We start from the raw sequence: 25,250 nt of genomic DNA on the forward strand, positions 1-25,250 counted from the left end.
ATGACGACTATCGAAGCTCAGGTACTGCAGTTGGCGAAGGCTGCGAAGCAGGTGGCGCCGGTGATCGCGACGCTACCGACCGTCCGCAAAAACGCTGTGCTGCAGCACGCGGCGCAGGCGCTGGAAGCACGTACTGCGGAGATTCTGCAGGCCAACGCCCGCGACATCGAGGAAGGCCGCGCGGCTGGCATGGACGAAGCGTTGGTAGACAGGCTCGCGCTGGATGAGCAACGCATCGCGGGCATCGCGGACGGACTGCGTCAGGTCGCGAGCCTCCACGACCCAGTTGGGGATGTGGTGCGCGGCGGCACGATGTACAACGGGATCCGGATGCGCCAGGTTCGCGTGCCGCTCGGCGTGATGGGCATGGTCTACGAGGCCCGCCCGAACGTCACGGTCGATGCGTTTGGCCTGGCGCTGAAGTCAGGCAACGTGGCACTGCTGCGTGGTTCGAAGTCGGCGGCGCATTCGAACGCGGCGCTGGTCGCGGTGCTGCAGGACGTGCTGGCGAAGGAGGGGCTGCCAACCGAGGCGGTCCAGCTGCTGCCGAGCGACTCGCACGACTCCGTCACCGCGCTCATCACGGCACGCGGCCTCGTCGATGTGGTCATTCCGCGCGGCAGCGCCCGGCTTATCGACGCCGTCGTTACCCAAGCAACCGTGCCAACCATCGAGACCGGCACCGGCAACTGCCACGTATACGTGGATGCTTCAGCGGACATTCAGCAGGCGATCGACATTGTCGTCAATGGCAAGACGCGCCGGGTGTCGGTGTGCAACGCGACCGAAACGGTGCTGCTTGACGCGGCGTTGCCGGATGCGGACAAGCTGGCCGTCGTAAAGGCACTGCAGGACGCCGACGTGACCGTCCACGGGGACCCGGCAGCACTTGGTGCGTTCGGGGCTTGCGACGTAGTCGAGGCCGACGAGCACGATTGGGCGGAGGAGTACCTTTCGATGGACGTTGCCGTCGGTGTCGTCGACGGCGTTGAGGGGGCCGCGAAGCACATCGCACGCTACTCCTCGGGGCACACGGAAGCCGTGGTCGCCACTGATGCGCGCGTGCTGCAGTACTTCGCGGACCACGTGGATTCGGCAGCCATCATGCTCAATGCCTCGACCGCGTTTACGGATGGCGAGCAATACGGCATGGGTGCAGAGATCGGGATCTCTACCCAGAAACTGCACGCACGTGGACCAATGGCGCTGCCTGAACTGACAAGCACGAAGTGGATCCTGGAGGGCAGCGGGCAGACTCGAAGTTAGGAAAATGGTGTGGGCGGGCTACACTAATGCGCAGTTTCTTCACACCCGGAGTCCAAGGTGTGACTCATCCATAGAGAAGGTGCATAGTGTTCCGCAAAATGCGTACGTTTTTCCGTCGTCGGCTACCCGTGACTGCAGTTGCGTTCGTCGCAGCAGCAGCTGCGGTGGTTACCCCCGTGCTGCCGACGGAGGAAGCGACCGCCCAGCAGCGGTGCCCTTCGGTCGCGGTAATCGCTGCACGCGGCTCCGGTCAGAATAACCAGATTTACCGAACACGCTATGCCGGGGAAGCCCCGTGGACCTCGAATGGTTGGGAGGGGGAGACCATTCGCGCTTTCCTTCGCTATTCGGAGTCGCGCTACCGTGCCACTCACGGCGGGAACTCCCTGATGAAGGACGTGGAAGTCCTCGGTATGGAGCCGCGCTACTACCCAGCGATTTACCCGGATTATGATGTCCCTTCCGTCGCAGCACCCGCGACGCTGCTGCAGGCGCTGGGTTTGGCTATCCAGTACGCGGTGCCGTTGTTTACGATGGCGCGACAGGCTGGCACGGACTTTATGGACTCCGTCAACATTGGGCGCACTGGCGTGATGGCGCTGGTGAACGACTACGAACGCGCGAGCGGGTGCCATCCGAAGTACGTGCTGTCCGGCTACTCACAGGGCGCGATGATCCTGCTGGAGCACGAGCGTGAGCTGGCACGCCGCGGCAAGCTGGCGGGCGTTGTCTACTTTGGCAACCCGATGACTGCCGCGCGTGATGCTGGCACGGTGGGCGTGGCAAACGGCGGTGCAGGCGGCATGCTCGGCTTCCTGCCGTTTAACACTCGCACCGCGGGTGCGACCCGCAACAAGGTCAACTACTGCTTGCCGCTGGATGCAGTGTGCGATCTTTCCGTCCAGGTCCTGCGGGCCGCTGCCCCGACGGGCGGTACCCACGGCCAGTACTTCCTGCGGTGGAACCGGTGGGATGACCAGGTGGCAGACTCTTTTGGTCGCTTTGTTGATCAGGTTCGGTACCGCTAAGAGTTGACGGAAGGACAAGGATACAGTCATGGTTTCGTGGAAGCGGGCAGCGTGTAGCGCTCTTGTAACAGCGACGCTGTTGACCAGTGGGGTGTCGGTTGCGCAGGCTCAGGAGACTGAAGCAGGCGTGGCGGTGCCGACGCCCTCACGCGGGGTATACATCCAGTCGCAGAAGTGCCAGTTCCGGACGGATGGCAAGGGCAACGTACTTGTCGACGCCAACGGGCAGCGCATCCCAGTGCTTGACGAGCATGGCAAGCCGGTGTGTGAAGACCTCAACGCCAGCTCGATGTCATCGATGAAGCAGCGACCAGATTCATCCGCAGAAGGCAAGGAGAAGTTGCCGTGGTGGGGCATCCTGCTCATTGTGCTTGGCTCAATTGTTGGCGTGGGGCTTACAGCGTTCTGGCTCGCTTTCGAGCAGGCGAACGTCTGGATCGGGTAAGCACGTGGCAGAGGCCGTAGCAGCATCATTGCGCGACGCCCGACGAGTGGGCGTCATGGGCGGTACTTTCGACCCGATCCACAACGGCCACCTCGTGGCCGCGAGCGAGGTCGCCGACCGTTTTGACCTTGACGAGGTCGTGTTTGTGCCGACGGGTCAGCCCTGGCAGAAGGCGGATCGGCAGATCACCGACTCTGAAGATCGCTACCTCATGACGGTCATCGCGACTGCCTCGAATCCGAGGTTCTCGGTCTCTCGGGTAGACATTGACAGAGAGGGGCCGACCTACACCCTGGACACGCTGCGGGATTTGCGTGCCCTGTTGCCGCAGGCGGAACTGTTCTTTATCACGGGTGCGGATGCGTTGGCGTCGATAATGTCGTGGCGCGACTGGGACCTGATGTTTGACCTGGCGCAGTTTGTCGGCGTGACGCGCCCCGGCTACGAGCTGAGCGAATCCTTCCTGCCCGAAGACGTGCAGGAGCAGGTGCATTTGATTGAGATTCCTGCGATGGCGATCTCGTCCACGGGGTGCCGCGAGCGCGCCAAAGAAGGCCGCCCGGTGTGGTACCTGGTGCCAGATGGCGTGGTGCAGTACATTGCGAAAAACGACCTATATCGTTCAAGTGGCGAACAGCGCCCTTAGCGTGGGACAATAGGCGCGTTACTGCTATTTTTCATTACTGACGAAGGACTGAGTACTTGACTGCTCTGCAGATCTCTCTTGATCAGGCCGCGATCGCCGCGAAGGCCGCCGACGAAAAGCTCGGCGAGAACATCGGCGTCATCGATGTGTCGAACGTGATCGGCATTACCGATATTTTTGTGATTGTCTCCGCGGACAACGAACGCAAGGTAAACGCGATCGTCCAGGAGATTGAGGACGACATGACCGACGCCGGCTTCGAGCCGAAGCGCCGCGAGGGCGTTCGCGAAAACCGCTGGGTGCTGCTGGACTACGGCAACATCGTGGTGCACGTGCAGCGCAGCCCGGAGCGCGACTTCTACGGCCTGGACCGCCTGTACGCAGACTGCCCGGCAATGAGCGTGGAGGGCCTACCAGCCTACGAACGCCCTGGTGCGTTCGCGGACGGCGAGAGTGTGCGTTCGGCGCAGCAGATTGAAGACCTTCCGCTGGCGGGCGATGCCCCTGAGGACGAGGACGAGTTCTAACACCATGGCGCGACGACTCATCTTGCTGCGACACGGCCAAACCACGTATAACGCCACGTCGAGGATGCAGGGGCAACTCGACACGGAGTTGTCGGAAGAGGGGAGGCAGCAGGCGCGAAACATTGCGCCGGTGTTGACAGAAATGGGCGTCGCCAAGATTGTGGCTTCTGACCTGAGCAGGGCTGCAGTCACGGCGCAGATCGTTGCGGAGCACCTCGAGCTGCCGGTGACCTATGATGGGCGCCTGCGCGAGACGCACCTCGGGCAGTGGCAGGGCAAGACACACGCCGAGGTCGATGGTGCCGACGGCAGCGTTCGCGCCCACTGGCGCAATACCCCAACGTGGGCGCCGCCGGAAGGCGAGAGCCGGATTGACGTCGCGCAACGGGCACGCCCGGTTGTTGACGAGTTGATGGAGCACTTCGACGAGTGGGATGACGCGGCGGTGCTGCTTGTCGCCCACGGAGGTACGATCGCGGCGCTGACGTCGAGCCTGCTGGACCTGGAGATCTCGCAGTACCCGATGATGAAGAGCCTGCGTAACGCGAACTTTGCGCAGCTGCAGGCGTTGCCGCGCTACGGCGAGCCGGACACTGGCGTGCAGTGGTACCTCGAGGCGTGGAACCAGGGGTTGACGGTCTAAATGTCGGTACGGGTTGTTGTTGATTCCTCGGCGGGTTTGCCAGCTGATATTGCCAGTGAGCTCGACATTACGGTGCTCCCGCTGCACGTCATGGAACAGTCTGAGGACGACGAGGTGTCGACGAGCGGGCTGTCGGCCTTGGAACTCGCAGCGGCTTACGGGCGTCAGCTCGAGCGCTCTGGGGACGATGGCGTGGTAGCCCTACACCTGTCGAAGCACTTTTCTTCCACCTGGTCCGCGGCGGTTTCTGCTTCGGGGGTGTTTCCGGGGAACGTGCGGGTGCTCGACACCAGTACCGTTGGTATGGCGGTCGGGGCGGCAGCGATGGCGGCGGCGACCGTCGCGCGCGAGGGGGCGAGCCTCGACGAGGTAGAAGCGATGGCCTCGTCCACGCTGAAGCGCTCGGAGACGTGGTGCTACCTGCACCAGCTGGACTGGTTGCGCAAGTCTGGCAGGATTTCCACGGGGACTGCGGTGTTGTCGGCGGCGTTGCTGGCAACGAAGCCGATTCTGCGGATGCACAACGGCAAGCTCGAGTTAGCAGGCAAGACTCGCACCCAGACGAAGGCGTTTTCCAAGCTCACGGAGCTTGTTTTGGAGCGTGCGGATTCCCAGCCGGTGTTTGCTGCGGTGCAGCATGCGGACGCGGAAGAGTCCGCGCAGCAGCTGGCGGGCATGCTTGATGAGGTGCTGCCGCGGCACTCACGAGTGCTGGTGGAGCCAATGGTCGATGTGCTTGCTGCGCACACCGGGCCCGGCGCGATCGGGCTGTCGGTCGTGTTTGGTTCGCGCACGTAGCGGCGCTGTCAAGGGGGTTGGCTGCGGCTGTGGAGAAGTAGCCTGCACGGGGTGTGCGGTTTGGGGGTTGTCCACAGCGGGTTTGCTTGGTCTGTTGGGGCGAGGACGCCGGTTTTAGCCTGTGGTTATGCAGGTCAGTGAACGGATTCAAGAGCTTACGCGCCCGACTGGTGAGGAGGCGCTGCTGCAGGTGAAGTACCCGACTCCTCGCGTGCACGTTCCGGTGAAGCCGGCGGCCGCGGTGATGGGGGTTGTGATGAGCCTACTGGTGCTGTGGGCGGTGGTGCAGGTCCGCGGCCCGGACGTTGCGGAGGAGGATGCGCCTGTTTGGGAGAACGTTGCTACTGCGACCGATGTGCCGGAGCGCGTGGTGGTTGCGGTGGTGGGGGAGGTGGCAAATCCTGGGCTGGTGACGCTGAACCAGGGTTCCCGCGTGGCGGATGCGCTGGATATTGCGCAGCCGCTCGACCACGCGGACTTGCTGCAGTTGAACCTCGCTCAAGTGCTTGTCGACGGCCAACAGCTCCACGTCGTCGCAATCGGTGAAGGCCCTGCCGCACCGACTGGGGATGGCGCACCTGCGGGGGCGAGCGGCCAGCTTTCACTCAACGGGGCGTCGGCCGCGGAGCTGGTCACGCTGCCCGGGGTGGGGGAGGCGACCGCGGCGGCGATTATCGCGCACAGGGAGGCGAACGGCCCGTTCCAGAAGGTCGAGGATCTGATGCAGGTCAAGGGGATTGGCCCTGCGAAGTTTGAGGCGATTGCGCCGTTGGTGGGGCTGTAAGCGGTGCAGGAGCTTCGGCTGGTGCCCACGGCGCTGTGTGTCTGGATAGCGACGATCGTGGCTGTTGCGCTCGCGCCGTGGGCGGGGTTCGCGGTGATTGTCGCGGCGGTGGTGCTGTGCGGGTGTGCGCGTGCGGTGGGCCAGGCGGTGCTGGCCGGTTCCGGTGGCGTGGCGGCCGTCGTGGTGGCCTGGGTCCGCATCGCGGTGGCGCGGGCGGGGACGTTGCGCCTGCCGGTGGAGGCCACCGTGACGGCTGCCCCAAAGGAGCTTGCCTCTGGCGGGATGCTGGTACGCGTGCGCGCCGGGAGCGGTGGCGCCGAGCTGCCGGTGTTTGTCCGCGGCGGCGTCCCCGATGGCGTGGTCAGCGGTGCGACGGTGCGGGTGGATGGCACGGTGTCGGAGTCGTCGCAGGTGGGCGTCAACCCGTGGGCGGTCAATGGCACGGTCGAGCCGTTGAACGGGCCGACGGGTGCATCCGGGTGGGCGCAGCACGTGCGGGCAACGTTCGCCGATGCGGTGCGCGAGCACGTCGGGGAACACTCGCAGGGCCTCATCCCGGGCATGGTGCTGGGCGACACCTCGATGCAGGGGGCGTCGGAGCAGCAGGCGTACATCGCTACCGGGCTGTCGCACCTCTCGGCGGTATCGGGTTCGAACGTTGCCATCGTGACGACGTTCGCCGTGGTAGTAGCTGCAGCGCTGCGCATCGGACTCTACGGCAGGCTCGTTGCAGCGGGTGCTGCGTTGGCGGTGTTCGCCTTGCTCGTTGGGCCGGAGCCGAGCGTGCTGCGGGCATCGGTGATGGGGCTGGTGGGACTCGTTGCGGTGGTGGCGTCGAGTCAAACGGAGGTCATTCACGCGTTGTGCCTGGCGGTGATTGCGCTCATTTTCTTCGATACCGACTTGGCGCTGCACTACGGGTTTGCGCTGTCGGTGGCTGCGACCGTCGGCATCGTGGTGCTCTTCCCGCTGTTCTACAGGGCGCTCGCACCGACGGCGTTGCCGGACATCCTCGTACGCGCCGTCGCGGTCGCCATCGCCGCCGACGTTGCGACGATGCCGCTCGTGGCCGCGATGGCGGGCCAGGTCTCGCTGGTCTCTGTTGGCGCGAACGTGCTGGTGGCCCCCGTCACGCCCCTGGTGACGGTGCTTGGGCTGTGCGCGGTGGTGCTGGCGGTGCTACCGGGAGGTCTTGAGTCGATCGTGCTGTGGGTGATCTCCCCGCTGACCTGGTGGGTCCACGCTGTGGCTGAACATGGAGCGGCGCTGCCCGCCGCCACAGTTGCTGCGAACCCGGTGACGGTGCTTATCGGCTATGGGTGGGTGGTCGCCGTGTTGTTGCTTGTGCCGTGGCGCCGCCGGACATTGGCGCTGTGCCTGACCTGCGCGGTGGTAGCAAGCGTTTGTTTCGCGTGGCCACGAGGCACCGTTGTGGATCCCGCGACGCTCCGCAGCCACGTCGTGGCCACCAAAGACGACATCCTTCCCATCCCGTCAGGCACCGAGCTCGTCGTGGTACTCGAGGAAGGCAGCGCACCCAAGCGCCCGGCAGCAACCCCGGACGGCATCCCCGTCATCTTCCCCAACCGGGGAGCAGTGCCCGTCCTCTACGCAGATGGGAGGCAACAGCTACGCTAAGAAGCATGCTCAACCCAGTGCACCTGGTCCTCGGGGAAGACGAGTTCCTCGCCGAACGCGCCACCAAAGCCATCATCGCCCAGCTCAGCCCAGCTGCGGAGCGCACCACCCTGCGCGCAGGCGACGTCACCGAAGGCGAACTGGCCATGGCGACCAGCCCGTCACTGTTCGCCGAGGAACGCATCGTGCTGATCAAGAACACCGAGCTGGCAGGCAAGGAACCGCTCGAGATCCTGCTGCGCGCCTGCGTGGACCCGGCGCCAGGTATGACGCTGATCATCGAGCACTCCGGAGGTGGGCGTCAAAAAGCCTATGTGAAGAAGTTCGAGAAGATCGCCGAGGTCCACCGAGCGAACCCGCTGCGCGACCGCGACCGGCACTCGTGGCTCACCCAGGAGTTTAGGCGCTACGGGCAGCGCCCAACCCCGGACACTGTCGCTGCGCTGCTCGAATCCGTCGGCTCTGACCTGCGGGAACTCGCCAGTGCGGTGAGCCAGCTCGTGGCGGACACCGACGGGGAAGTCGACGTAAACGCTGTGCGCAACTACTACACGGGCGTGGCGGAAGTCGCGGGCTTCGACATCGCAGAGCAGGCCATCGCCGGGCGCGCCGACCGCGCGCTCGCCTCCACGCGCCGGGCACTGCAGCTGGGCACGAGTCCAGTGGCGATCGCGGCGGCGCTCGCGCACAAGGTCGGGGACATCGCCAAGCTGTACGGGGTGCGGGGTAACCCGGACCAGCTCGCGCGAACGGTCGGGATGCACCCCTTTGTGGTGAAGAAGACCATGAACGTTGCGCGCCAGTGGTCGGGTGATGCGGTGTCGCAAGCCGTCATCATCGTCGCTGAGCTGGAGTCTACGGTGAAGGGCAATGGCGGGGAGCCGGAGTACGCGGTGGAAGAAGCAGTCCGCAGGATTGCCCAACTCGCGTGATAGCGTAGGAAAACTATGACGCAGCAACCAAACGAGATCCCCGAAGACGTTCAAGCCTTCGCCACCCGCCTCTTTCAGATGGCGCGTGGCGGCGAGGCAACCCTGCTCGATTACGTTGACCAGGGCGTCGACGTCAATCTGGCGAACCAGGACGGAAACTCGTTGTTGATGCTCGCCAGCTACTCCGGGCACCTCGCCCTGACTGAAGGGCTCATCGCGCGCGGCGCGGATGTCAACGCCCTGAACACTCGCGGGCAAAGCCCGTTGGCAGGGACGATCTTCAAGAAGGAAGACGATATCGCCCGTGCACTTATCAACGCGGGTGCCGACGCCACCATCGGCACCCCAAACGCCATCGACACAGCGAGCATGTTCGGTCGCGAGGACCTCATCGACCTGCTTCAGGGCACGCAGCGGTGATCGCGCCGGCAGATCTCGCGGTCATTGTCGGTCTGAACTTGGTCGGTGCGGCCGCGCCTGGGCCCGACGTCATCCTGGTGACGCGTACCGCGACGCGCTCGCGGCCGCACGCGTGGGCAACGACGTGCGGAATCCAGCTCGGTGTGCTGTGGTGGTGCTCGCTGACCGTGTTCGGTGCGGCGGCGCTGCTGACCGCCGTGCCGCGCGCGCTGCAGGTAGTGCAGGTGATCGGCGGAGCGTATCTGGTATGGATGGGTATCAACGCGGTGCGCCAGGGTTGGCGCGACCGGCACAACCCACCCCTTTCCCTCGAGGAAGCAGAGCAGAGGCTCGGTAGCCTGCGAGCCAGCTTTGTTCGGGGGCTGTCTACCAACCTGGCGAACCCGAAAATCGTGCTGGCGTTGTCCGCCATGATTGCGCCACTGCTGCCAGCTAGTCCGTCGTGGGCAACGCAGATTGTGGTGATCTTGTCGCTGTGGGCCAGCTCGTTCATCCTGTTCGGCGTGCTCACGCAGGTGGTGTCTACGAACCGGGTGCGGCGCAAATTACTAGCCGCCGGGCCCGCAATCGATATGGGCTCCGGCGGCTTCTTCTGCGTTGTTGGCGCGCTCCTCGTGGTGCGTGGTCTGCTTAGCGCAGGCTGAGCAGGAAGTCCACGGTGGCGGAGCTTGCAGATGGATCCGTGAACCACGTGTGGCCGCCACCTTCGACGCGCTGCAGCTCAGTTCGGGCGCCACAGGCAGGGCTCAACGTGGTGACGTTGCCCAGGCGGGTCTCGGTGGCGGAGCCCGCGATGCAGCCGTTCTTGTCCATGAACAGGTTGAACACGTCGTTGACCGAGCGGAACGTGGCTCCGTGGCGGGTGCCGCCGTCGTAGCCGACGACGTTGTCGTTGGTGCCGTGCATGATGAGCGTCGGCACGGAACCGCTCTTGCAGCCCTCGACGGTCGGGTTGTAATAGGCGCCCGCCACAGAGGCGATACCGTTGACAAGCTCAGGGGCGTGGCAGGCAAGCGAGGCCACCATGCCGCCACCGTTGGAAAGTCCGACGGCGCTCACGCGGTTGCGGTCGGCGCCGAAGTTCTCGACGAGGTCGTCGATAATCGCGCGGGTGTATGCAATGTCCTCGCGCGTCGACGTGCGGGCGTACGGCGCACCCGCCCAGGCCTGGGACTCGCCCTCGGCGTAGACGACGATGGCGCGGCCCGCAGCAGCGGACTCGAGGTGTGCGTAGCCCTGCATCTGGTCGGCGGTGTGCTGCCACCCGCCGTAGCCAATGATGACGGGGTAGGACTTTCCTTCCTCATAGCCCGAGGGCAACACCACATTGTAGGAGCGCGACAGGCCATCAGCGTTGACGGTGCGGCGCTCCTGGGAACCGCGGCGGCCCGGCTCGTGCGAGGAGCCGATCGTGCCGGTGACCGGGCCCAAAATCACAATGGCCGCGACAAGGCCGACGAGCAGCGCCAGCCGGTCCAACCGAATGTTTTGCGGGTTCAACATCTTCTGGAGCTGACGTAGGTCAGGCATCTGCTGTGCCTGCGCTGTAGGGGTGACGGCGGACTGCTCAGGGGCCACCGCTACGGCGCCCAACGTCAGAGTTGTAGCTGTTACTGCTGCGCAAAGCGCACGACGATAGTTCTTCACAAATTCAGTATCGTAGAGCAGATCCAGCAATGTTACGAATGCAAAAAATCCTGCGCACCGGACGGAGCCGGGGCACAGGATTGCTCTGCGCGAAAAACTTAAGCCATCTTGTTCAGAGCGCGAGCCATGTTCGACTTCTTGTTCGCCGCGTTGTTGCGGTGGAACACGCCCTTGGACACAGCCTTGTCCAGCTTGCGGGAAGCGAAACGCAGCTGCTTCTCAGCGGCAGCCTTGTCGCCGGACTCAACAGCCTCACGGAACTTACGGATCTCCGTGCGGACAGCGGAACGGACGGACTTGTTGCGAACGCGACGCTTCTCGTTGGTGAGAACGCGCTTCTTCTGCTGCTTGATGTTAGCCATAATGTGCACCTCTTAAATAAGTTGGTATCGATTGCAATGTCGAAGATTCGGCAACGGGCTGTTGCTGCGTAATGCTTTGAACTTGACGCGAACCCAAGGTCCTGCCCGCGTAGATCACGCACCCGAAACCGGATACAAACAACTCGACTAAGATACCCCACCACGAGAAACGGGGCAAGTGGCAGGCTTACTAGGTCCAGTGGTACGTGTCGCGCAGCCGGTTCGCCACGCGATCGAAGCGCCGGGCGGGGAGGGTGGCGCCTCGCCGGTGGATACTTGCCTCCGGCACGACAAGCAGCAGGTCCAGGCGCAGCCAGCCGGGTTGGCCGGAGGCGTCCCAGTCCCCGGTGCCGATGCCGAGCCACTCCTCAGTGGCAGACGCAGGGTCCGACACCGGCTCCTCGCCGCAGTGGATGAGCAGGGCAAGAACATCGTGGTGGTCGCGTCCGACGACGAGCATCGCGCGTTCCTCCGGGGGAGTCGACGGCACGAGCGCCCACACGACCTCGCCGGGTTCGGCGTTGCCGTCCATGTCCGGACCGTAATACAGGTTCCGGGCGTGCTGTTCCGTAGGTTGGACGTCGATACGCGTGGCGGTGGTGCGGGTCTTGGTGCCGGGGGTGAGCCCGAGGCGCTCGTTGAGCAGCGCGAGCCCCTCCTCGAGGGAGGCACGTCGTTGCTGTTGAAGCTTGCGCCAGAAAACCATGGTGCAAACTTTAAGTGTTTTGCCTGGCCTGGGCAAGGTTGTGTTTCGAAATGGGGCACTGCGAGGTAGAGTGGCACAATTATGGCTGCCCAAAAACGAAATTTCGCGGAAACCACGTTCACGGACCCGGAGCGGATCCGAAACTTCTGCATTATTGCCCACATTGACCACGGAAAATCCACGCTCGCGGACCGCATTTTGCAGCTGTCTGATGTCGTCGAGGCCCGTGAGATGCGTGATCAGTACCTGGACAATATGGATATTGAACGCGAGCGCGGCATTACTATTAAGGCCCAGAACGTGCGCCTGCCATGGACGCCCCGCTCCGGCGAGTACGAGGGCCAGGAGATGGTCCTGCAGATGATTGACACGCCGGGCCACGTCGACTTCTCCTACGAGGTCTCGCGCGCTCTCGAGGCGTGTGAGGGCGCAATCTTGCTTGTCGACGCCGCCCAGGGCATCGAAGCCCAGACCCTGGCGAATCTGTACATGGCCATGGACAACGACCTGGAAATCATCCCGGTCCTCAACAAAATCGACCTGCCGGCAGCCGACCCGGAAAAGTACGCACTGGAAATCGCCAACATTATCGGCTGCGAGCCGGAAGACGTGCTGCGCGTGTCCGGCAAGACAGGTGAGGGCGTCCCGGAGCTTCTGGATAAGGTCGTCGAACTAATCCCGGCACCATCGTCAGAGTTTGACGCCGACGCGCCGGCCCGCGCCTTGATCTTCGACTCCGTCTACGACACCTACCGCGGCGTCGTTACCTACATCCGCATGATGGACGGCAAGCTGCTGCCGAACCAGCAAGTGCAGATGATGAACACCGGCGTGCGTCACGAGATCCTCGAGATCGGCGTGGTCTCTCCAACCATGAAGAAGACCAAGGGGCTCGGCCCCGGCGAGGTCGGCTACCTGATCACCGGCGTGAAGGATGTGCGCGAAACCCGCGTCGGCGACACCGTGACCTGGGCTAACAAGGGCGCAGAGGAGCCACTCGACGGCTTCGAAGAGGTCAAGCCGATGGTGTACTCGGGCCTGTTCCCGGTCTCGCAGGAGGACTTCCCGGCGCTGCGCGAGTCGCTGGAGAAGCTGCAGCTTAACGACGCCTCCCTGACCTGGGAGCCAGAGACCTCCGTGGCGCTGGGCTTCGGTTTCCGCTGTGGTTTCCTGGGGCTGCTCCACATGGAGATCACCCGCGACCGCCTCGAGCGCGAGTTCGACCTGGACCTGATTTCCACCGCGCCGTCGGTCACCTACCGCGTGATCGCCGAGGACGGCTCAGAGCAGATGGTGCACAACCCATCCGACTGGCCGGGAGGCAAGCTGCAGGCGGTGTATGAGCCGATCGTCAACATGACGATCATCGTCCCGCAGGAGTTCGTCGGCACCACGATGGAGCTGTGCCAGTCGAAGCGCGGCACCATGAAGAACATGGAGTACCTCTCGGAGGACCGCGTCGAGCTGCGCTACTACATGCCGCTCGGCGAGATCATCTTCGACTTCTTCGACATGCTCAAGTCTCGTACCAAGGGCTACGCCTCCCTGAACTACGAGGACGCCGGCGAGCAGGAAGCGGACCTGGTCAAGGTGGACATCCTGCTGCAGGGTGACCCCGTGGACGCGTTCTCCGCGATCGTGCACAAGGACTCCGCGCAGTGGTACGGCAACAAGATGACCAAGAAGCTCAAGGAACTCATCCCACGCCAGCAGTTCGAGGTCCCTGTCCAGGCGGCGATTGGATCGAAGATCATCTCGCGTGAAAACATCCGTGCGCTGCGCAAGGACGTGTTGTCCAAGTGCTACGGTGGCGACATTTCGCGTAAGCGCAAGCTGCTGGAGAAGCAGAAGGCCGGCAAGAAGCGTATGAAGGCGATTGGCTCGGTCACCGTGCCGCAGGAGGCGTTCGTCGCGGCGCTGTCGACCGACGAGGCGTAGCCCCTCAGCGCCGAGTGTGGTGGAAATCACCACACATTTTACGGTCTATATCCTTTGTGATGCATCCACCGCGCGAGTGTGCGGTGGATGTTTTTGTGACCTTGAAGTTTCATTAGTGTGCGACGCCTGTTTGTGGCCAGGTGTCGAGTCCGGGCTGCGCCTGAACCTGGGCGCGCCGCAGGCGGAGGAGACGGAAGACGTCGTCGCGCGCGAGGTCACGCCTGAGGACCTCGCGGCATTGCGTGAGGTCCAGCAGCAGCTCGAGGAGCGCTGGGGTGAGACCCAGATCGACCCGACGCTCGAGCGCGTCGAGTACGTCATGGATCTGCTGGGTTCCCCGCAGCGTTCGTTCAAAGCGATTCACGTCGCGGGGACGAACGGGAAGACGTCGACAACCCGAATGATCGAGTCGCTGCTGCGCAGCCTCGGGCACCGGGTGGGGCGCACGACGAGCCCGCATCTGCAGTTGATCACCGAGCGCATCGGGATCGACGGCCAACCAATCCACCCCGCGGACTTTGTGCGCATCTACGAAGAGATTCAGCCGTACCTCGCGATGGCTGACGACCACTTCGGCCAGCCGCTGAGCTTCTTCGAAGCCATGGTGTGCATCGCCTACGCCGCGTTTGCCGACGCCCCGGTGGACATCGCCGTGGTGGAAGTCGGCATGGGTGGCCGCTGGGACGCAACCAACGTGATCGATGCGGACGTCAACGTGATCATGCCGATCGGCATCGACCACACGCAGTACCTCGGCGACACCATCGAGCAGATCGCGGGAGAGAAGGCCGGCATCATCACAAATCCGGACTCCGTCACGGTCATCGCCGACCAGCAGCCGGAGGCCATGCGCGTAGTGCTGGAGCAGACCGTCCAGGTCGGCAGCGCCGTCGCGCGCCTCGGCTCCGAGTTCGGCGTTGAGGAAGCCGGAGTGGCCGTCGGAGGCCAGCAGCTACGGCTGCGCGGGCTCGCCGGCAGCTACGACGACATCTTCCTGCCGCTGTCCGGCCCACACCAGGCCCGCAACGCGGCCGTCGCGCTCGCGGCGGTCGAGGCATTCCACGGTGCGCACGCCGAGCATCCACTCAACATCGAGGCGGTGCGGGAAGGCTTTGCGGCGGTCCGCTCTCCGGGCAGGCTCGAGCGAGTGCGCGCCACACCCACCACGTTTATCGACGCCACCCACAACCCACACGGCGCAACTGCCCTCGCGGAGGCACTACAGCACGACTTCGACTTCACCCGACTCATCGGCGTGCTGGGCATCCTCGGTGACAAGGACGCCGCTGGCATTTTCCAGGCGCTAGAGCCGACGCTCACGGAAGTCGTGATTACGCAGAACTCCTCGCCACGCGCGATGGAGGCCGAAGACCTTGCCGAGATCGCCCGCTCTATCTTCGGCGATGAGCGCGTGCACGTGCAGCCGCACCTGCCGTCCGCCTACGAGCTGGCCGTTGAGCTTGCCGAGGACGCCCTTGCGGAAGTCGGCGTGCAGTCCGGCTCCGGTGTGATCATCACCGGCTCTGTCGTGACCGCGGGGGAGGCCCGCACCATGTTTGGAAAGGACCCAGAGTGAGCAGAGAAAAACGCCAACCGCCGATCAGCCCGCTCGGGCTCGGGCACGAGCCGGTCAAGGACCCAATCGCAGGACTGCGCGGAGTGCTCTCCGGCACGCTGATCATGGAATCGATCACCGTGCTGCTCATCTTGCTCGTGATTCTTAAAGTCGACGGTGGCGCGTACTGGACCACGTTCAACTGGGTGTACATCGTGGTCATCGGCGTCGCCCACGCGGTGATGGCGTTCGCGCAGAAGGTGCCGGGCGCGATGTGGATTAACTTGGCCCTGCAGGTGCCGCTCATCTTTGGGTTCTTCGTGCACTGGTCGGTCACGGTGGTTGGCCTGATGTTCGGCCTGGTGTGGTTCTTCATCGTGAAGCTGCGCTCCGACATTGTGCAGCGCATGCGTGGCGGCTACCTGACCACGCAGCACCTGGACGCCGACTAGAGTTCGCGCCGCAGAATCTTCCCCGCCGCGTTGCGGGGGATGTGATCCGTGAAGGTGACTTCACGGATCTTTTTGTATCCGGCCACCCGCTCGGCGACCCACTCCATGATTTCCTCGCGGCTCAGCGTAGCGCCGTCGGCGACGACGATGCAGGCGCGCGGGACCTCGCAGTCGACCCCGTGAGTGCGCACGATATGGCGGACGACGGCGGCGTCGGCAACCGCGGGGTGGGTGCGCAGCAGTGCCTCAAGCTCGGCGGGGGCGACGTGGAAGCCCTTGTACTTAATTACTTCTTTCGCCCGGTCGACGATGTAGACGGTGCCGTCCTCAGCCAGCGTGACGATATCCCCCGTGTGCAGCCACCCACCACTGATCGTCGCCCGAGTTGCCTCCGGGTCGTTGCGGTAGCCCCGCATCACTTGCGGGCCCCGGATGAGCATCTCACCGGGCTCGCCGGGGGCGACGTCGTGGCCGTCGCGAAGGTCGACGATGCGGAACTGCGTATTCGGCACCGCGAACCCAATCGAGCCCGGCTTCGACCTCCCGGCAATGCCTACGTGGGTCACCGGAGACGTCTCCGTGGTGCCGTAGCCCTGCAGGATCACCGTGCCGAGCCGCTGCTCAACGCTGTCCGCCAACGCATCGTCCAGCGGGGCGGCGCCGCACACCATGAACCGGGAGTCCGCGAACGCCTCCGCGGTCGCCTCAGAGTGTCGTGAGAGTGCGAGCGCGATCGGCGGGGCAATAAAGCCCAGCTCAATATGGTGGCTTCGCTGCGCCTCAATAAACGCTCCCAGGTCGAAGCCTGCCATCGTGTGAATATGGTGGCGCGCGTAGAGCGACGACAGCAGCAGCGTGTTCAGCCCGTAGATGTGGGCGAACGGCAGCGGCGCCAGTGTCGGGGTGCCCGCGCCGATACCGCTTGCGCGAAGCGCGGCCGAAAACTGCAGCATGTTCGCGCACAGGTTGCGGTGGGTCAGCTCGACGGCCTTCGGCAGGCCGGTGGTACCGGAGGAAAACGCAACCGCGGCGATATCTTCCAGCCCGGCTGGGGAGGCGCTGCGCTCGGCAGGTTCGGTGGGGGCGATGGGGACGTCGAGAAGAACTTTGGCCTCGGCGAGCGCGCAGAGGTGGTCACGTTCGGCCGCGGTGAGACTCGTCCCCAACAAGCTTGCCGACGCCCCCACCTGCACCAACGCGAGGAAAGTGACTGCGAAATCGATGCCGTTGGGCAGCTGCACTGCGACGCAATCCCCGGGACCGATGCCGCGGCTGCGCAACGTGGCGGCGAGCGCCAGCACCTCCTGGTGAAGCTGCGCATAGGTCACGCTTCGCCCCGTCTCGACCTCCGTGAGCGCCGGCGCCGACGCGTGCTCGCCGAGGTTGCCGAAGAGCAGATCGGTGATGGAGCGCGCTCGCGTGCCGACGTCCGGAATTGGCGGCAGGGGACTCTCATATGTCATGGAGCAAACTTTAATCACCCCCACATCAAGATGTTCGCACCCGGTGGTTGTTGTTTAGTAGGGTAGGGAGACATGACTGAACGTACACTGATTTTGATTAAGCCAGACGGCGTTGCAAACGGCCACGTCGGAGAGATCATCTCCCGCATTGAGCGTAAGGGTCTCAAGCTGGTCGAGATGGACCTGCGCACCGCAGACCGTGAGACCGCTGAAAAGCACTACGCAGAGCACAAGGACAAGCCGTTCTTCGGTGAACTCGTTGACTTCATCACCTCTGCTCCGCTGGTAGCGGGCATCGTCGAGGGCGAGCGCGCTATCGAGGCTTGGCGCCAGCTCGCCGGTGGCACCGACCCGGTTGCCAAGGCAACCCCTGGCACCATCCGCGGCGACTTCGCCCTGACCGTTGGCGAGAACGTCGTCCACGGTTCCGACTCCCCAGAGTCCGCCGAGCGCGAGATCGCAATCTGGTTCCCGAATAAGTAAGAACCACGCTTCAGCCGCCCATCCTGCTGTGTATGGCAGGGTGGGCGGTTTTGTTGTGTTGGCGGTGGCGTTGGAATAGGCGCAGCCGGCGTCGTGTGTCACAATGGAGGCAAGCTTTTTACAACTTTCTGTAGGAACGTGTGTCAGCCGTGTGGCAGCGGCAACGGCTTCGCGCCCGGTTGACGCAGCTTGCAGATGCAAAAATATAGGAGCACGTACGTGGCGAAAAAATCTCATACCGAAATTCAGGACTTTGATCGATCAACCCTGAAAGACAAGATGCGGGTGTTCCAGCTCGCGAAGGCGTTGGGGGTGGCGTCGAAAGACGTTGTGGTGGCGCTGACCGAGCTGGGGATTACAAAGGTTGCGCAGTCCTCGATTACTCGGGAGGAAGCCGAGAAGGTCATCGATGCGCTGCAGCAGCCCGCGGACAAGGCTGAGGCGAAGAAGTCGAAGGATAGCAGCGATGAAAAGATCCGCGAGCGGGTGCGCAAGGACGTAGAAAACGAGATCCACCAGATCGAGGAGAAAGTCGACGCCACATTCGAGGCCGCCGACGAGCCGGAGCAGGAACCAGAGCAGGAACCAACACCAGAGCCTGAACCGGAGTCTGCACAAGAGCCGGAGCCCGAACCTGAAGAGGAAGCAGCGGTCGAATACGCGCCGATCTTCAAGGCGCCGACGCGTCCAAAGCGCCGCCGAGCAGTGCGCACCTCCGAACCGAAGGAAGCGGATGAGGATGCGGCACCGAAGGTGGAAGTTGAGGAGCCCAAGGAGGAAGAACCTAAGGTCGAGGTTATTGACGAGCCGAAGGGGATCAGCGGTTCCGCCCGTCTGGAGGCGCAGCGTCGTCGGCGGAGTGAGCGTCGAGAAGCGGAGCGCCAGCGCTCCCGCATTGTTTCTGAGGCGGAATTCCTCGCGCGGCGCGAGTCGGTGCACCGCACGATGGTGGTGCGCGAGCGCGACCGCAACGACGGCCCAGGCCGCATCACGCAGGTAGCGGTCCTGGAAGACGGGCTGCTTGCGGAGCACTTTGTGTCCACGGACGATAACGCGTCGATCATCGGCAATATTTACATGGGCCGTGTCCAGAACGTGCTGCCGGGCATGGAGGCGGCGTTCATCGACATCGGAACCGGGCGCAACGCGGTGCTCTACGCCAGCGAGGTTGACTGGAAGGCTGCGAAGCTTGGCGGAAAGAAGCGCAGGATTGAGCACGCGCTGAAGTCCGGCGACCAGGTGATGGTGCAGGTCTCGAAGGATATTAACGGGCACAAGGGTGCTCGCCTGACAACGCACATTTCGCTGGCCGGACGTTTCCTCGTGTACGTGCCGGGTGGCCGTAACGCCGGGATCTCCCGCAAGCTGCCCGTCACCGAACGCAAGCGCCTCAAGGGCATCCTCAACGAGGTTGTGCCTGGCAAGGGTGGGGCGATTATTCGTACGGCTGCCGAGGGAATGTCGAAGGAAGCGATTGCTGAGGACGTCCAGCGCCTGCACAAACAGTGGGAAATGGTGCAGGAAAAAGCAGAAGCCGCGAAGAACGGGAAGGGCTCGCGCCCGGTGCTGCTCTACGAAGAGCCGCGCCTGATCGTCCGCGTCGTCCGCGACGTCTTCAACGAGGACTTCTCTGAGTTGATCATCGACGGCAAGAAGTCCTACAACATTGCGCACGCTTACCTGCAGTCCGTCGCGCCTGACCTGTTGGACCGCGTAACCAAGTTTGACCGCTCCGAACACGACGGTGCCGACGCCTTTGCGGAGCACCGCATCGACGAGCAGGTCCAGAAGGCGCTTGCCCGCGTGGTGTGGCTGCCGTCGGGCGGCACGCTCGTTATTGAGCGCACCGAGGCCATGACGGTGATTGACGTCAACACCGGCAAATTCACTGGCTCCGGCGGCAACCTCGAGGAGACGGTCACCGCGAACAATTTGGAGGCCGCGGAGGAAGTCGTCCGCCAGCTGCGCCTGCGCGACATCGGCGGCATGGTGGTCATCGACTTCATTGACATGATCCTGGATGAAAACAAGGAGCTGGTGCTGCGTCGCCTGAAGGAAACGCTGGGCCGTGATCGCTCCCGCCACCAGGTCTCCGAGGTCACCTCGCTCGGCCTGGTGCAGCTGACCCGCAAGAAGCTCGGCGATGGTCTGCTTGAGACCTACTCCAAGCCGTGCGAGTGCTGTGGTGGCCGCGGTGTGATCATCACCGAGGAACCTGTTGAGCACGCGACGTACAACCCGGAGGAAGACGACCTGCAGCACCGCGGTGGCCGCGGCAAGCGTCGCGGGAAGTCGAACGGCGAGCGTTCCAACAAGAAGGCGGAGGAGAAGCGCCGCAGCAAGCTGGACGAAAAGGCGATCGACGAGCTGGTCGGCTCGGTTGTGTCCGAAGACAATGAAGCACACGAGGACAACGACGAGCCGAAGCCGCCTGTAGTAGGTGAATCCTCCAAGCGCGAGTCCGGTTCGCGCCGCCGTGGGCGTCGAGGCACGGGCCGCGGGCGTGGGCGCGCGCAGGAACAGGACAAGCCACAGGACAAGCCACAGGAGCAGGCTCAGGAGAAAGGCAAGCCCGAGCAGACGTACGAGGAGGCCGTCGACGCCTTCGAGCGCTCCCCGCGCCGGAAGCGAGCGACCCGCGGTAACTCCCGGTCGGACCACAAGCCAAAGCGTGAAGACTTTGAACGCCAGGAGCACGTTAAGGAACCTGCGAAGGAAGCTCCACGCGAGGAAGCGCAAGAGCAGCCGAAGGTGAAGGTGACGGAGTCTCCTCGCCGGCGCGGGCGTCGGCGCGCAGTGCGCAAGACGTCCCAGCCGCAGCAGCAGGAGCAACCGAAGGCGAAGGAAACGAAGCAGAAGGCAACCAAGCCTGCGACGAAGAAACAGGAGTCGAAGGCGAGTGCGCGGCGCAGGCGGCGACGCGCGACACGCCGAACCTCTTCCAAATAGAGGGACAGAGGGGTGCGGTTTGATAATCGCACCCGCTTCTGTGTAGTATTTGACAGTCGCTGTTTTGGGCTGTGAAGCCGCGCCGTTTACGCATGCAGGCACGGTGGAACACGAAAGGCCACAAAGCGCTAGAGAACTGTACCAACTGTCTTCTATGCATGCGGGGAGACACAACGAGTTTAGATAAGGGGTAACCCTCTATGTACGCGATCGTCAAGACTGGCGGCAAGCAGTACAAGGTTGCCGAAGGCGACCTCGTCAAGGTCGAGAAGATCGAGGGTGAAGCGGGCGACAAGGTTGCCCTCACCCCGGTTCTGCTCGTCGATGGCGCGGATGTCACCGCAGGCCCTGATGCTTTGTCCAAGGTTTCTGTTGAGGCTGAGATTGTCGAGCACGGCAAAGGCAAGAAGGTCGACATTCTGAAGTACAAGAACAAGACCGGCTACAAGGTCCGCCAGGGCCACCGTCAGCCACAGACAACCATCAAGATCACTGCTATCAAGTAAGACTTGCACTAAGGAGAAATAGACAATGGCAACGAAGAAGGGTGCATCAAGCTCCTCGAACGGTCGTGACTCAGAGTCGAAGCGCCTCGGTGTGAAGCGTTTCGGTGGTCAGCAGGTAAAGGCGGGCGAGATCCTCGTTCGTCAGCGCGGCACCAAGTTCCACCCAGGCGACAACGTCGGCCGCGGTGGCGACGACACGCTGTTCGCACTGGCAGCTGGCGCAGTCCAGTTCGGCATTAAGCGCAACCGTCGCATCGTCAACATCGTCCCAGCGGACGGCGAAGGCGTTTCGGCAGAGGTGCTCGAGGCTGCAGAGGCAGCTGGCGTCGCACAGGAAACTGCGTAACCCGTAGCAATACTTGAAACACCGCACACCCCGACCGGGTGCGCGGTGTTTTTCTTTCCCACAACCCGGTACCCTCCACTACTAGAACTCTTTTGCAAGGAAGGCGGAACTAATGGCCCAATTTGTTGACCGCGCGGTGCTGCACCTCCAGGCCGGTGACGGCGGACATGGCTGTGTCTCTGTCCACCGCGAAAAATTCAAACCCCTCGGTGGTCCGGATGGCGGCAACGGCGGCCACGGTGGCGACATTGTGCTGGAGGTGTCCAACCAGGTGCACACGCTGTTGGACTTCCAGTACCGCCCGCACGTTAAGGCGAAGCGCGGCGGCAATGGCGAGGGTGATCACCGAAACGGCGCCCGCGGAGAGGACCTTATCTTGGAGGTCCCAGTTGGAACCGTTGTGCGTAGTGAGGACGGGGAAATCCTCGCCGACCTGACGGTGCCGGGCACCCGTTTCCTTGCGGCTGAAGGCGGCTTCGGTGGGTTGGGCAACGCGGCTCTTGCCACCGCGAAGCGGAAGGCCCCGGGCTTCGCGCTCAAGGGTGAGCCGGGCGAAGCGCACGACTTGATCCTCGAGCTGAAGTCCATGGCGGATGTGGGGCTAGTGGGGTTCCCGTCGGCGGGGAAGTCCTCGCTGATTTCGGTGCTTTCGGCCGCGAAGCCGAAGATCGCGGATTACCCCTTTACGACGCTCGCTCCGAACCTTGGCGTGGTCAACGTCGGCGACGATACGTACACTATCGCGGACGTGCCGGGCCTCATCCCGGGGGCAAGCCAGGGCAAGGGCCTGGGTCTGGACTTCCTGCGCCACATCGAGCGCACCGCGGTGCTCGCGCACATCGTGGACGTAGCCACGATGGAGCCAGGGCGCGATCCGATCTCTGACATTGAGGCGCTCGAGCACGAGCTTGACTCCTACGCCGACCAGCTTGACCTGGACTCTGGCCTCGGTGACCTGCGTGAGCGCCCTCGCATCGTCGTGCTGAACAAGATGGACGTGCCGGAGGCCCGGGAGCTCGCCGAGTTCTTGGAGGACGACATCAAGGAAAAGTTCGGCTGGGATGTATACATGATCTCCACCGCGACCCGCGAGGGCCTTGACCCGCTGAAGTGGGCGCTGTGGAACATCGTGGAGCGTGCCAGGAAGCGACGCGTGAAAGCCGAGAAGGCAACTCCTACGGAGGTGCTGCGACCGAAGGCGGTTGCGCCAAGGCGCCGTGGGCACGCGCAGGAGGGCGGCATCGAAGTTGTTCCTGACCCGATGTGGCCGGGCGGCTGGCTGGTCACTGGTGAGAAAGCAGAGCGCTGGATTCGCCAGACCGACTTCGAAAACGACGAGGCGGTCGGCTACCTCTCGGACCGCCTGAACAAGGCCGGCGTGGAGGACCAGTTGCGCAAGATCGGCGCGAAGGAGGGTGACACCGTCACCATCGGCGAGATCTCGTTTGATTGGGAGCCATCGCGAGCGGGTGACCCAACCATGGCGGGACGTGGCCAGGACGCCCGACTCTACGACACCACGCGCGCGTCCGCATCAGAGCGCAAGCGCGCGTCCCAGGCGCGCCGCGGCCTTATCGACGAGTTCGATTTCGGCGACGGGGAGACAGCCGACCGGGAACGTTGGCAGGGTTAGCGCTACACTGAGCTGCTATGAACGCAGCAACAACTACGGAGGCGCAGCTTCGCGAGCACATTGCTGGTGCGAAGCGGGTCGTCGTCAAGCTTGGTACCTCCTCACTGGTCAATGAGGATTCCTCGGTGAGCAGGGTCAAGATTGACCGCCTCGTTGATGCGCTGGTGGACCGCATGGATGCGGGCACCGACGTCGTGGTGGTGTCCTCCGGCGCGATCGCGGCGGGCATGAGCCCTCTGGGGCTGCGAACGCGCCCGCGCGACCTTGCGACGAAGCAGGCCGCCGCGGCCGTGGGGCAGGTGCACCTCGCACAGGAGTGGGGTGCTTCCTTTGCTCGGCATGGCCGCACGGTGGGCCAGGTGCTGCTGACGCAGGCCGATGCCGGCGTGCGGGAGCGCGCGCGGAACGCCCAGCGCACGATCGACAGGCTGCGGCAGCTGGGCACTGTGCCGATCGTGAACGAGAACGACACGGTGGCGACCTCCGAGATGCGCTTCGGCGATAACGACAGGCTCTCGGCGATTGTGGCGACGCTCATCGGAGCCGATGCGCTCGTGTTGCTTTCAGACGTCGACGGCCTCTACGACCGCAACCCGGCTGACCCGGGGGCGCGCTTTGTCTCTGAGGTCCGCACCGGCGCTGACCTCGAGGGCGTCGTGGCCGGTGACGGTGGTGCGCTCGGGACCGGGGGGATGGCGGCGAAGGTGTCGGCGGCGCGGCTCGCAGCCCGCGGCGGAGTGCCAGTGCTGCTGACCAGCGCGACCAAAATCTCGCAGGCGCTGCAGGACGCAAGCTGCGGAACCGTATTCCACACCCGTGAGCAGTCAACGCTTAGGGCATGGAAATTCTGGGCGCTCTACGCCGCGGACGCCGAGGGTGTGCTGCGCCTGGATAAAGGCGCCGTGCAGGCGGTCACCAGTGGGGGCACGAGCTTACTCGCGGTGGGTATCACCGACATCGAGGGGGACTTCCACGCCGGTGACATCGTGGAGATCCTGGGGCCCGACTCGGAAGCCGTCGGGCGCGGCGAGGTTGCGTATGATGCCGCGGAGCTTGCCGGCATGTTGGGCAAGCACACGGATGAGCTGCCGGAAGGGCAGCGCAAACCCGTCGTGCACGCCGACTATTTATCAAATTTCGCCACCCGTCTGTAAATACACGCTAGGTTGGGGTGCATGAAATTTGCATTCTTACCGAAACCTTGGGACGCAGTCGTCGATGACCTGACAGATCACGGCCACACGTTTGTGGACCTCGACGAGTCTCCAGACGTGTTGGTGTTTCGCGGGAATCCGGAAGATTTCCCAGAGGAATTACCGCCGAGCGTGAAGCTTGTGCAGGTGGCGTATGCGGGCGTCGAAAAGCTGGTAGAGGCAGGGGTGCTCGATGTCGATGTGCCGGTGGCTAATGCCGCCGGGATATACGACGACACTGTGGCCGAGGCGGCACTGGCGCTGCTGTTGGGGGTGCTGCACCGGCACAAGGCGGTGACGCCGCAGTGGAACGACAGGCAGCTCAACGAGGAGACGGACTACCTGTTCGACAACAAGAAGGTCGCGGTGATTGGGGCGGGTGGCATCGGTAAGATGCTGATCCGCTTCCTCGAGCCGTTCGGGCCGGAGATTATTGCGGTGAACCGCTCCGGCAACCCGGTGCCGGGGGCCAAACGCACCGTGGCGATGTCCGAGGCGCAGGATGTGTGGTCGGAGGCGGACTACTTCGTGCTCATCGCGCCACTGACGAAGCAGACGCACCACCTCGTCAACGCGGAGGTGCTGCGCGCGATGAAGCCGAACGCGGTGGTGGTCAACGTTGGCCGTGGCCCACTGATTGATACGGAGGCGCTGACCAAGGCCCTGCAGGATGGCACGATTGCTGGCGCTGGCCTGGACGTGACGGACCCTGAGCCGCTGCCGGAGGATCACCCGCTGTGGCAGATGGACCGCTGCCTGATTACCCCGCACACCGCGAACATCCCGCGCTACATGCAAGCGCGCGTGGGTGAACTGACACGCCGAAACTGGGAGGCACTGCAAGAGGGCCGCCCGTTGCCGACGCAGATTGATGTGGAGGAAGGATACTA

26 protein-coding genes are annotated in these 25,250 nt (G+C 63.8%); 22 read left to right on the plus strand and 4 right to left on the minus strand.

Annotation, left to right across the window (positions count from 1 at the left end):
* The 12 genes from ACXIUA_RS05215 to ACXIUA_RS05270 all read left to right on the plus strand — a co-directional run bounded on the left by ACXIUA_RS05215 (nucleotide 1) and on the right by ACXIUA_RS05270 (nucleotide 9,771).
* Nucleotides 1-1,266 carry a glutamate-5-semialdehyde dehydrogenase gene (locus ACXIUA_RS05215; protein WP_457976301.1) on the plus strand — a complete coding sequence of 422 codons (1,266 nt, stop codon included), beginning with the start codon at nucleotides 1-3 and terminating at the stop codon, nucleotides 1,264-1,266.
* Nucleotides 1,267-1,364: 98 nt separating this feature from the next.
* Nucleotides 1,365-2,294: a cutinase family protein gene (locus ACXIUA_RS05220; protein WP_070363449.1), complete on the plus strand. Its 930-nt coding sequence runs from the start codon at nucleotides 1,365-1,367 to the stop codon at nucleotides 2,292-2,294.
* Between the two features lie 28 nt (nucleotides 2,295-2,322).
* Nucleotides 2,323-2,739: a hypothetical protein gene (locus ACXIUA_RS05225; protein WP_070975217.1), complete on the plus strand. Its 417-nt coding sequence runs from the start codon at nucleotides 2,323-2,325 to the stop codon at nucleotides 2,737-2,739.
* A 4-nt stretch (nucleotides 2,740-2,743) separates the two neighbouring features.
* The gene (gene nadD, locus ACXIUA_RS05230; protein ID WP_369822018.1) at nucleotides 2,744-3,385 is read left to right on the plus strand and encodes a nicotinate-nucleotide adenylyltransferase; all 642 of its coding nucleotides are present in this window, start codon (nucleotides 2,744-2,746) and stop codon (nucleotides 3,383-3,385) included.
* Between the two features lie 56 nt (nucleotides 3,386-3,441).
* Nucleotides 3,442-3,912 (plus strand): ribosome silencing factor, encoded by a 471-nt coding sequence (gene rsfS / locus ACXIUA_RS05235; RefSeq protein WP_256005380.1) that lies wholly within the window; start codon nucleotides 3,442-3,444, stop codon nucleotides 3,910-3,912.
* A 4-nt stretch (nucleotides 3,913-3,916) separates the two neighbouring features.
* The gene (locus tag ACXIUA_RS05240; RefSeq protein WP_284818528.1) at nucleotides 3,917-4,555 is read left to right on the plus strand and encodes a histidine phosphatase family protein; all 639 of its coding nucleotides are present in this window, start codon (nucleotides 3,917-3,919) and stop codon (nucleotides 4,553-4,555) included.
* On the plus strand, nucleotides 4,556-5,353 hold the full coding sequence (locus tag ACXIUA_RS05245) for a DegV family protein (RefSeq protein WP_457976302.1): 798 nt from the start codon (nucleotides 4,556-4,558) through the stop codon (nucleotides 5,351-5,353).
* A gap of 127 nt (nucleotides 5,354-5,480) precedes the next feature.
* A complete protein-coding gene (locus tag ACXIUA_RS05250; RefSeq protein WP_070362051.1) occupies nucleotides 5,481-6,137 on the plus strand; it encodes a ComEA family DNA-binding protein in 657 nt (218 codons plus the stop codon).
* A gap of 3 nt (nucleotides 6,138-6,140) precedes the next feature.
* Nucleotides 6,141-7,775 (plus strand): ComEC/Rec2 family competence protein, encoded by a 1,635-nt coding sequence (locus ACXIUA_RS05255; RefSeq protein ID WP_284805246.1) that lies wholly within the window; start codon nucleotides 6,141-6,143, stop codon nucleotides 7,773-7,775.
* Between the two features lie 5 nt (nucleotides 7,776-7,780).
* The gene (holA, locus tag ACXIUA_RS05260; RefSeq protein WP_070362053.1) at nucleotides 7,781-8,707 is read left to right on the plus strand and encodes a DNA polymerase III subunit delta; all 927 of its coding nucleotides are present in this window, start codon (nucleotides 7,781-7,783) and stop codon (nucleotides 8,705-8,707) included.
* A 15-nt stretch (nucleotides 8,708-8,722) separates the two neighbouring features.
* On the plus strand, nucleotides 8,723-9,127 hold the full coding sequence (locus tag ACXIUA_RS05265; protein ID WP_284805245.1) for an ankyrin repeat domain-containing protein: 405 nt from the start codon (nucleotides 8,723-8,725) through the stop codon (nucleotides 9,125-9,127).
* Entirely contained in the window at nucleotides 9,127-9,771 is a 645-nt protein-coding gene (locus ACXIUA_RS05270; RefSeq protein WP_256006642.1) for a LysE family translocator, read from the plus strand. Before ACXIUA_RS05265 ends, ACXIUA_RS05270 begins: the two co-directional genes overlap by 1 nt.
* On the opposite strand, the gene ACXIUA_RS05275 is transcribed toward ACXIUA_RS05270, so the two are convergent.
* The 3 genes from ACXIUA_RS05275 to ACXIUA_RS05285 form a co-directional block, all read right to left on the minus strand.
* Nucleotides 9,758-10,774 carry a CE1 family esterase gene (locus tag ACXIUA_RS05275; protein ID WP_284805244.1) on the minus strand — a complete coding sequence of 339 codons (1,017 nt, stop codon included), beginning with the start codon at nucleotides 10,772-10,774 and terminating at the stop codon, nucleotides 9,758-9,760. The genes ACXIUA_RS05270 and ACXIUA_RS05275 overlap by 14 nt on opposite strands.
* A 98-nt stretch (nucleotides 10,775-10,872) precedes the next feature.
* Complete coding sequence (rpsT, locus tag ACXIUA_RS05280; protein ID WP_070362056.1) at nucleotides 10,873-11,136, minus strand: 30S ribosomal protein S20; 264 nt, start codon at nucleotides 11,134-11,136, stop codon at nucleotides 10,873-10,875.
* Between the two features lie 190 nt (nucleotides 11,137-11,326).
* Nucleotides 11,327-11,842, minus strand: coding sequence for a type II toxin-antitoxin system PemK/MazF family toxin (locus ACXIUA_RS05285; RefSeq protein ID WP_070362057.1), 516 nt, complete (start codon nucleotides 11,840-11,842; stop codon nucleotides 11,327-11,329).
* An 81-nt stretch (nucleotides 11,843-11,923) separates the two neighbouring features.
* On the opposite strand from ACXIUA_RS05285, the gene lepA reads away from it, so the two are divergent.
* The 3 genes from lepA to ACXIUA_RS05300 all read left to right on the plus strand — a co-directional run bounded on the left by lepA (nucleotide 11,924) and on the right by ACXIUA_RS05300 (nucleotide 15,787).
* Nucleotides 11,924-13,780: a translation elongation factor 4 gene (lepA, locus tag ACXIUA_RS05290; protein ID WP_070362058.1), complete on the plus strand. Its 1,857-nt coding sequence runs from the start codon at nucleotides 11,924-11,926 to the stop codon at nucleotides 13,778-13,780.
* A gap of 115 nt (nucleotides 13,781-13,895) precedes the next feature.
* Nucleotides 13,896-15,356: a bifunctional tetrahydrofolate synthase/dihydrofolate synthase gene (gene folC, locus ACXIUA_RS05295; protein ID WP_457976303.1), complete on the plus strand. Its 1,461-nt coding sequence runs from the start codon at nucleotides 13,896-13,898 to the stop codon at nucleotides 15,354-15,356.
* Nucleotides 15,353-15,787 carry a DUF4233 domain-containing protein gene (locus ACXIUA_RS05300; protein ID WP_070975226.1) on the plus strand — a complete coding sequence of 145 codons (435 nt, stop codon included), beginning with the start codon at nucleotides 15,353-15,355 and terminating at the stop codon, nucleotides 15,785-15,787. Before folC ends, ACXIUA_RS05300 begins: the two co-directional genes overlap by 4 nt.
* Here the strand turns inward: ACXIUA_RS05300 and ACXIUA_RS05305 are convergent.
* Nucleotides 15,784-17,250: an AMP-binding protein gene (locus tag ACXIUA_RS05305; protein ID WP_457976304.1), complete on the minus strand. Its 1,467-nt coding sequence runs from the start codon at nucleotides 17,248-17,250 to the stop codon at nucleotides 15,784-15,786. The two genes, ACXIUA_RS05300 and ACXIUA_RS05305, sit on opposite strands and share 4 nt — an antisense overlap.
* A 72-nt stretch (nucleotides 17,251-17,322) precedes the next feature.
* Here ACXIUA_RS05305 and ndk point away from each other — a divergent pair, with 72 nt between their 5' ends.
* From ndk to ACXIUA_RS05340, 7 genes are all read left to right on the plus strand, one after another.
* Entirely contained in the window at nucleotides 17,323-17,733 is a 411-nt protein-coding gene (ndk, locus tag ACXIUA_RS05310) for a nucleoside-diphosphate kinase (RefSeq protein WP_070478404.1), read from the plus strand.
* A 195-nt stretch (nucleotides 17,734-17,928) separates the two neighbouring features.
* On the plus strand, nucleotides 17,929-20,682 hold the full coding sequence (locus ACXIUA_RS05315) for a translation initiation factor IF-2 N-terminal domain-containing protein (protein ID WP_457976305.1): 2,754 nt from the start codon (nucleotides 17,929-17,931) through the stop codon (nucleotides 20,680-20,682).
* Between the two features lie 200 nt (nucleotides 20,683-20,882).
* On the plus strand, nucleotides 20,883-21,188 hold the full coding sequence (gene rplU, locus ACXIUA_RS05320; RefSeq protein ID WP_071567665.1) for a 50S ribosomal protein L21: 306 nt from the start codon (nucleotides 20,883-20,885) through the stop codon (nucleotides 21,186-21,188).
* 25 nt (nucleotides 21,189-21,213) lie between these two features.
* Nucleotides 21,214-21,534, plus strand: a complete 321-nt coding sequence (gene rpmA / locus ACXIUA_RS05325; RefSeq protein ID WP_071567666.1) for a 50S ribosomal protein L27 — start codon at nucleotides 21,214-21,216, stop codon at nucleotides 21,532-21,534.
* Between the two features lie 112 nt (nucleotides 21,535-21,646).
* Nucleotides 21,647-23,167: a GTPase ObgE gene (gene obgE, locus ACXIUA_RS05330; RefSeq protein ID WP_070362042.1), complete on the plus strand. Its 1,521-nt coding sequence runs from the start codon at nucleotides 21,647-21,649 to the stop codon at nucleotides 23,165-23,167.
* Nucleotides 23,168-23,184: 17 nt separating this feature from the next.
* On the plus strand, nucleotides 23,185-24,321 hold the full coding sequence (gene proB, locus ACXIUA_RS05335; RefSeq protein ID WP_256007951.1) for a glutamate 5-kinase: 1,137 nt from the start codon (nucleotides 23,185-23,187) through the stop codon (nucleotides 24,319-24,321).
* Nucleotides 24,322-24,342: 21 nt separating this feature from the next.
* Nucleotides 24,343-25,250, plus strand: a 908-nt coding sequence (locus tag ACXIUA_RS05340; protein ID WP_070478395.1) for a D-isomer specific 2-hydroxyacid dehydrogenase family protein, incomplete at its 3' end; no start/stop codon positions are given.

The sequence above is a fragment of the Corynebacterium sp. UMB8791 genome (genome assembly GCF_054166365.1).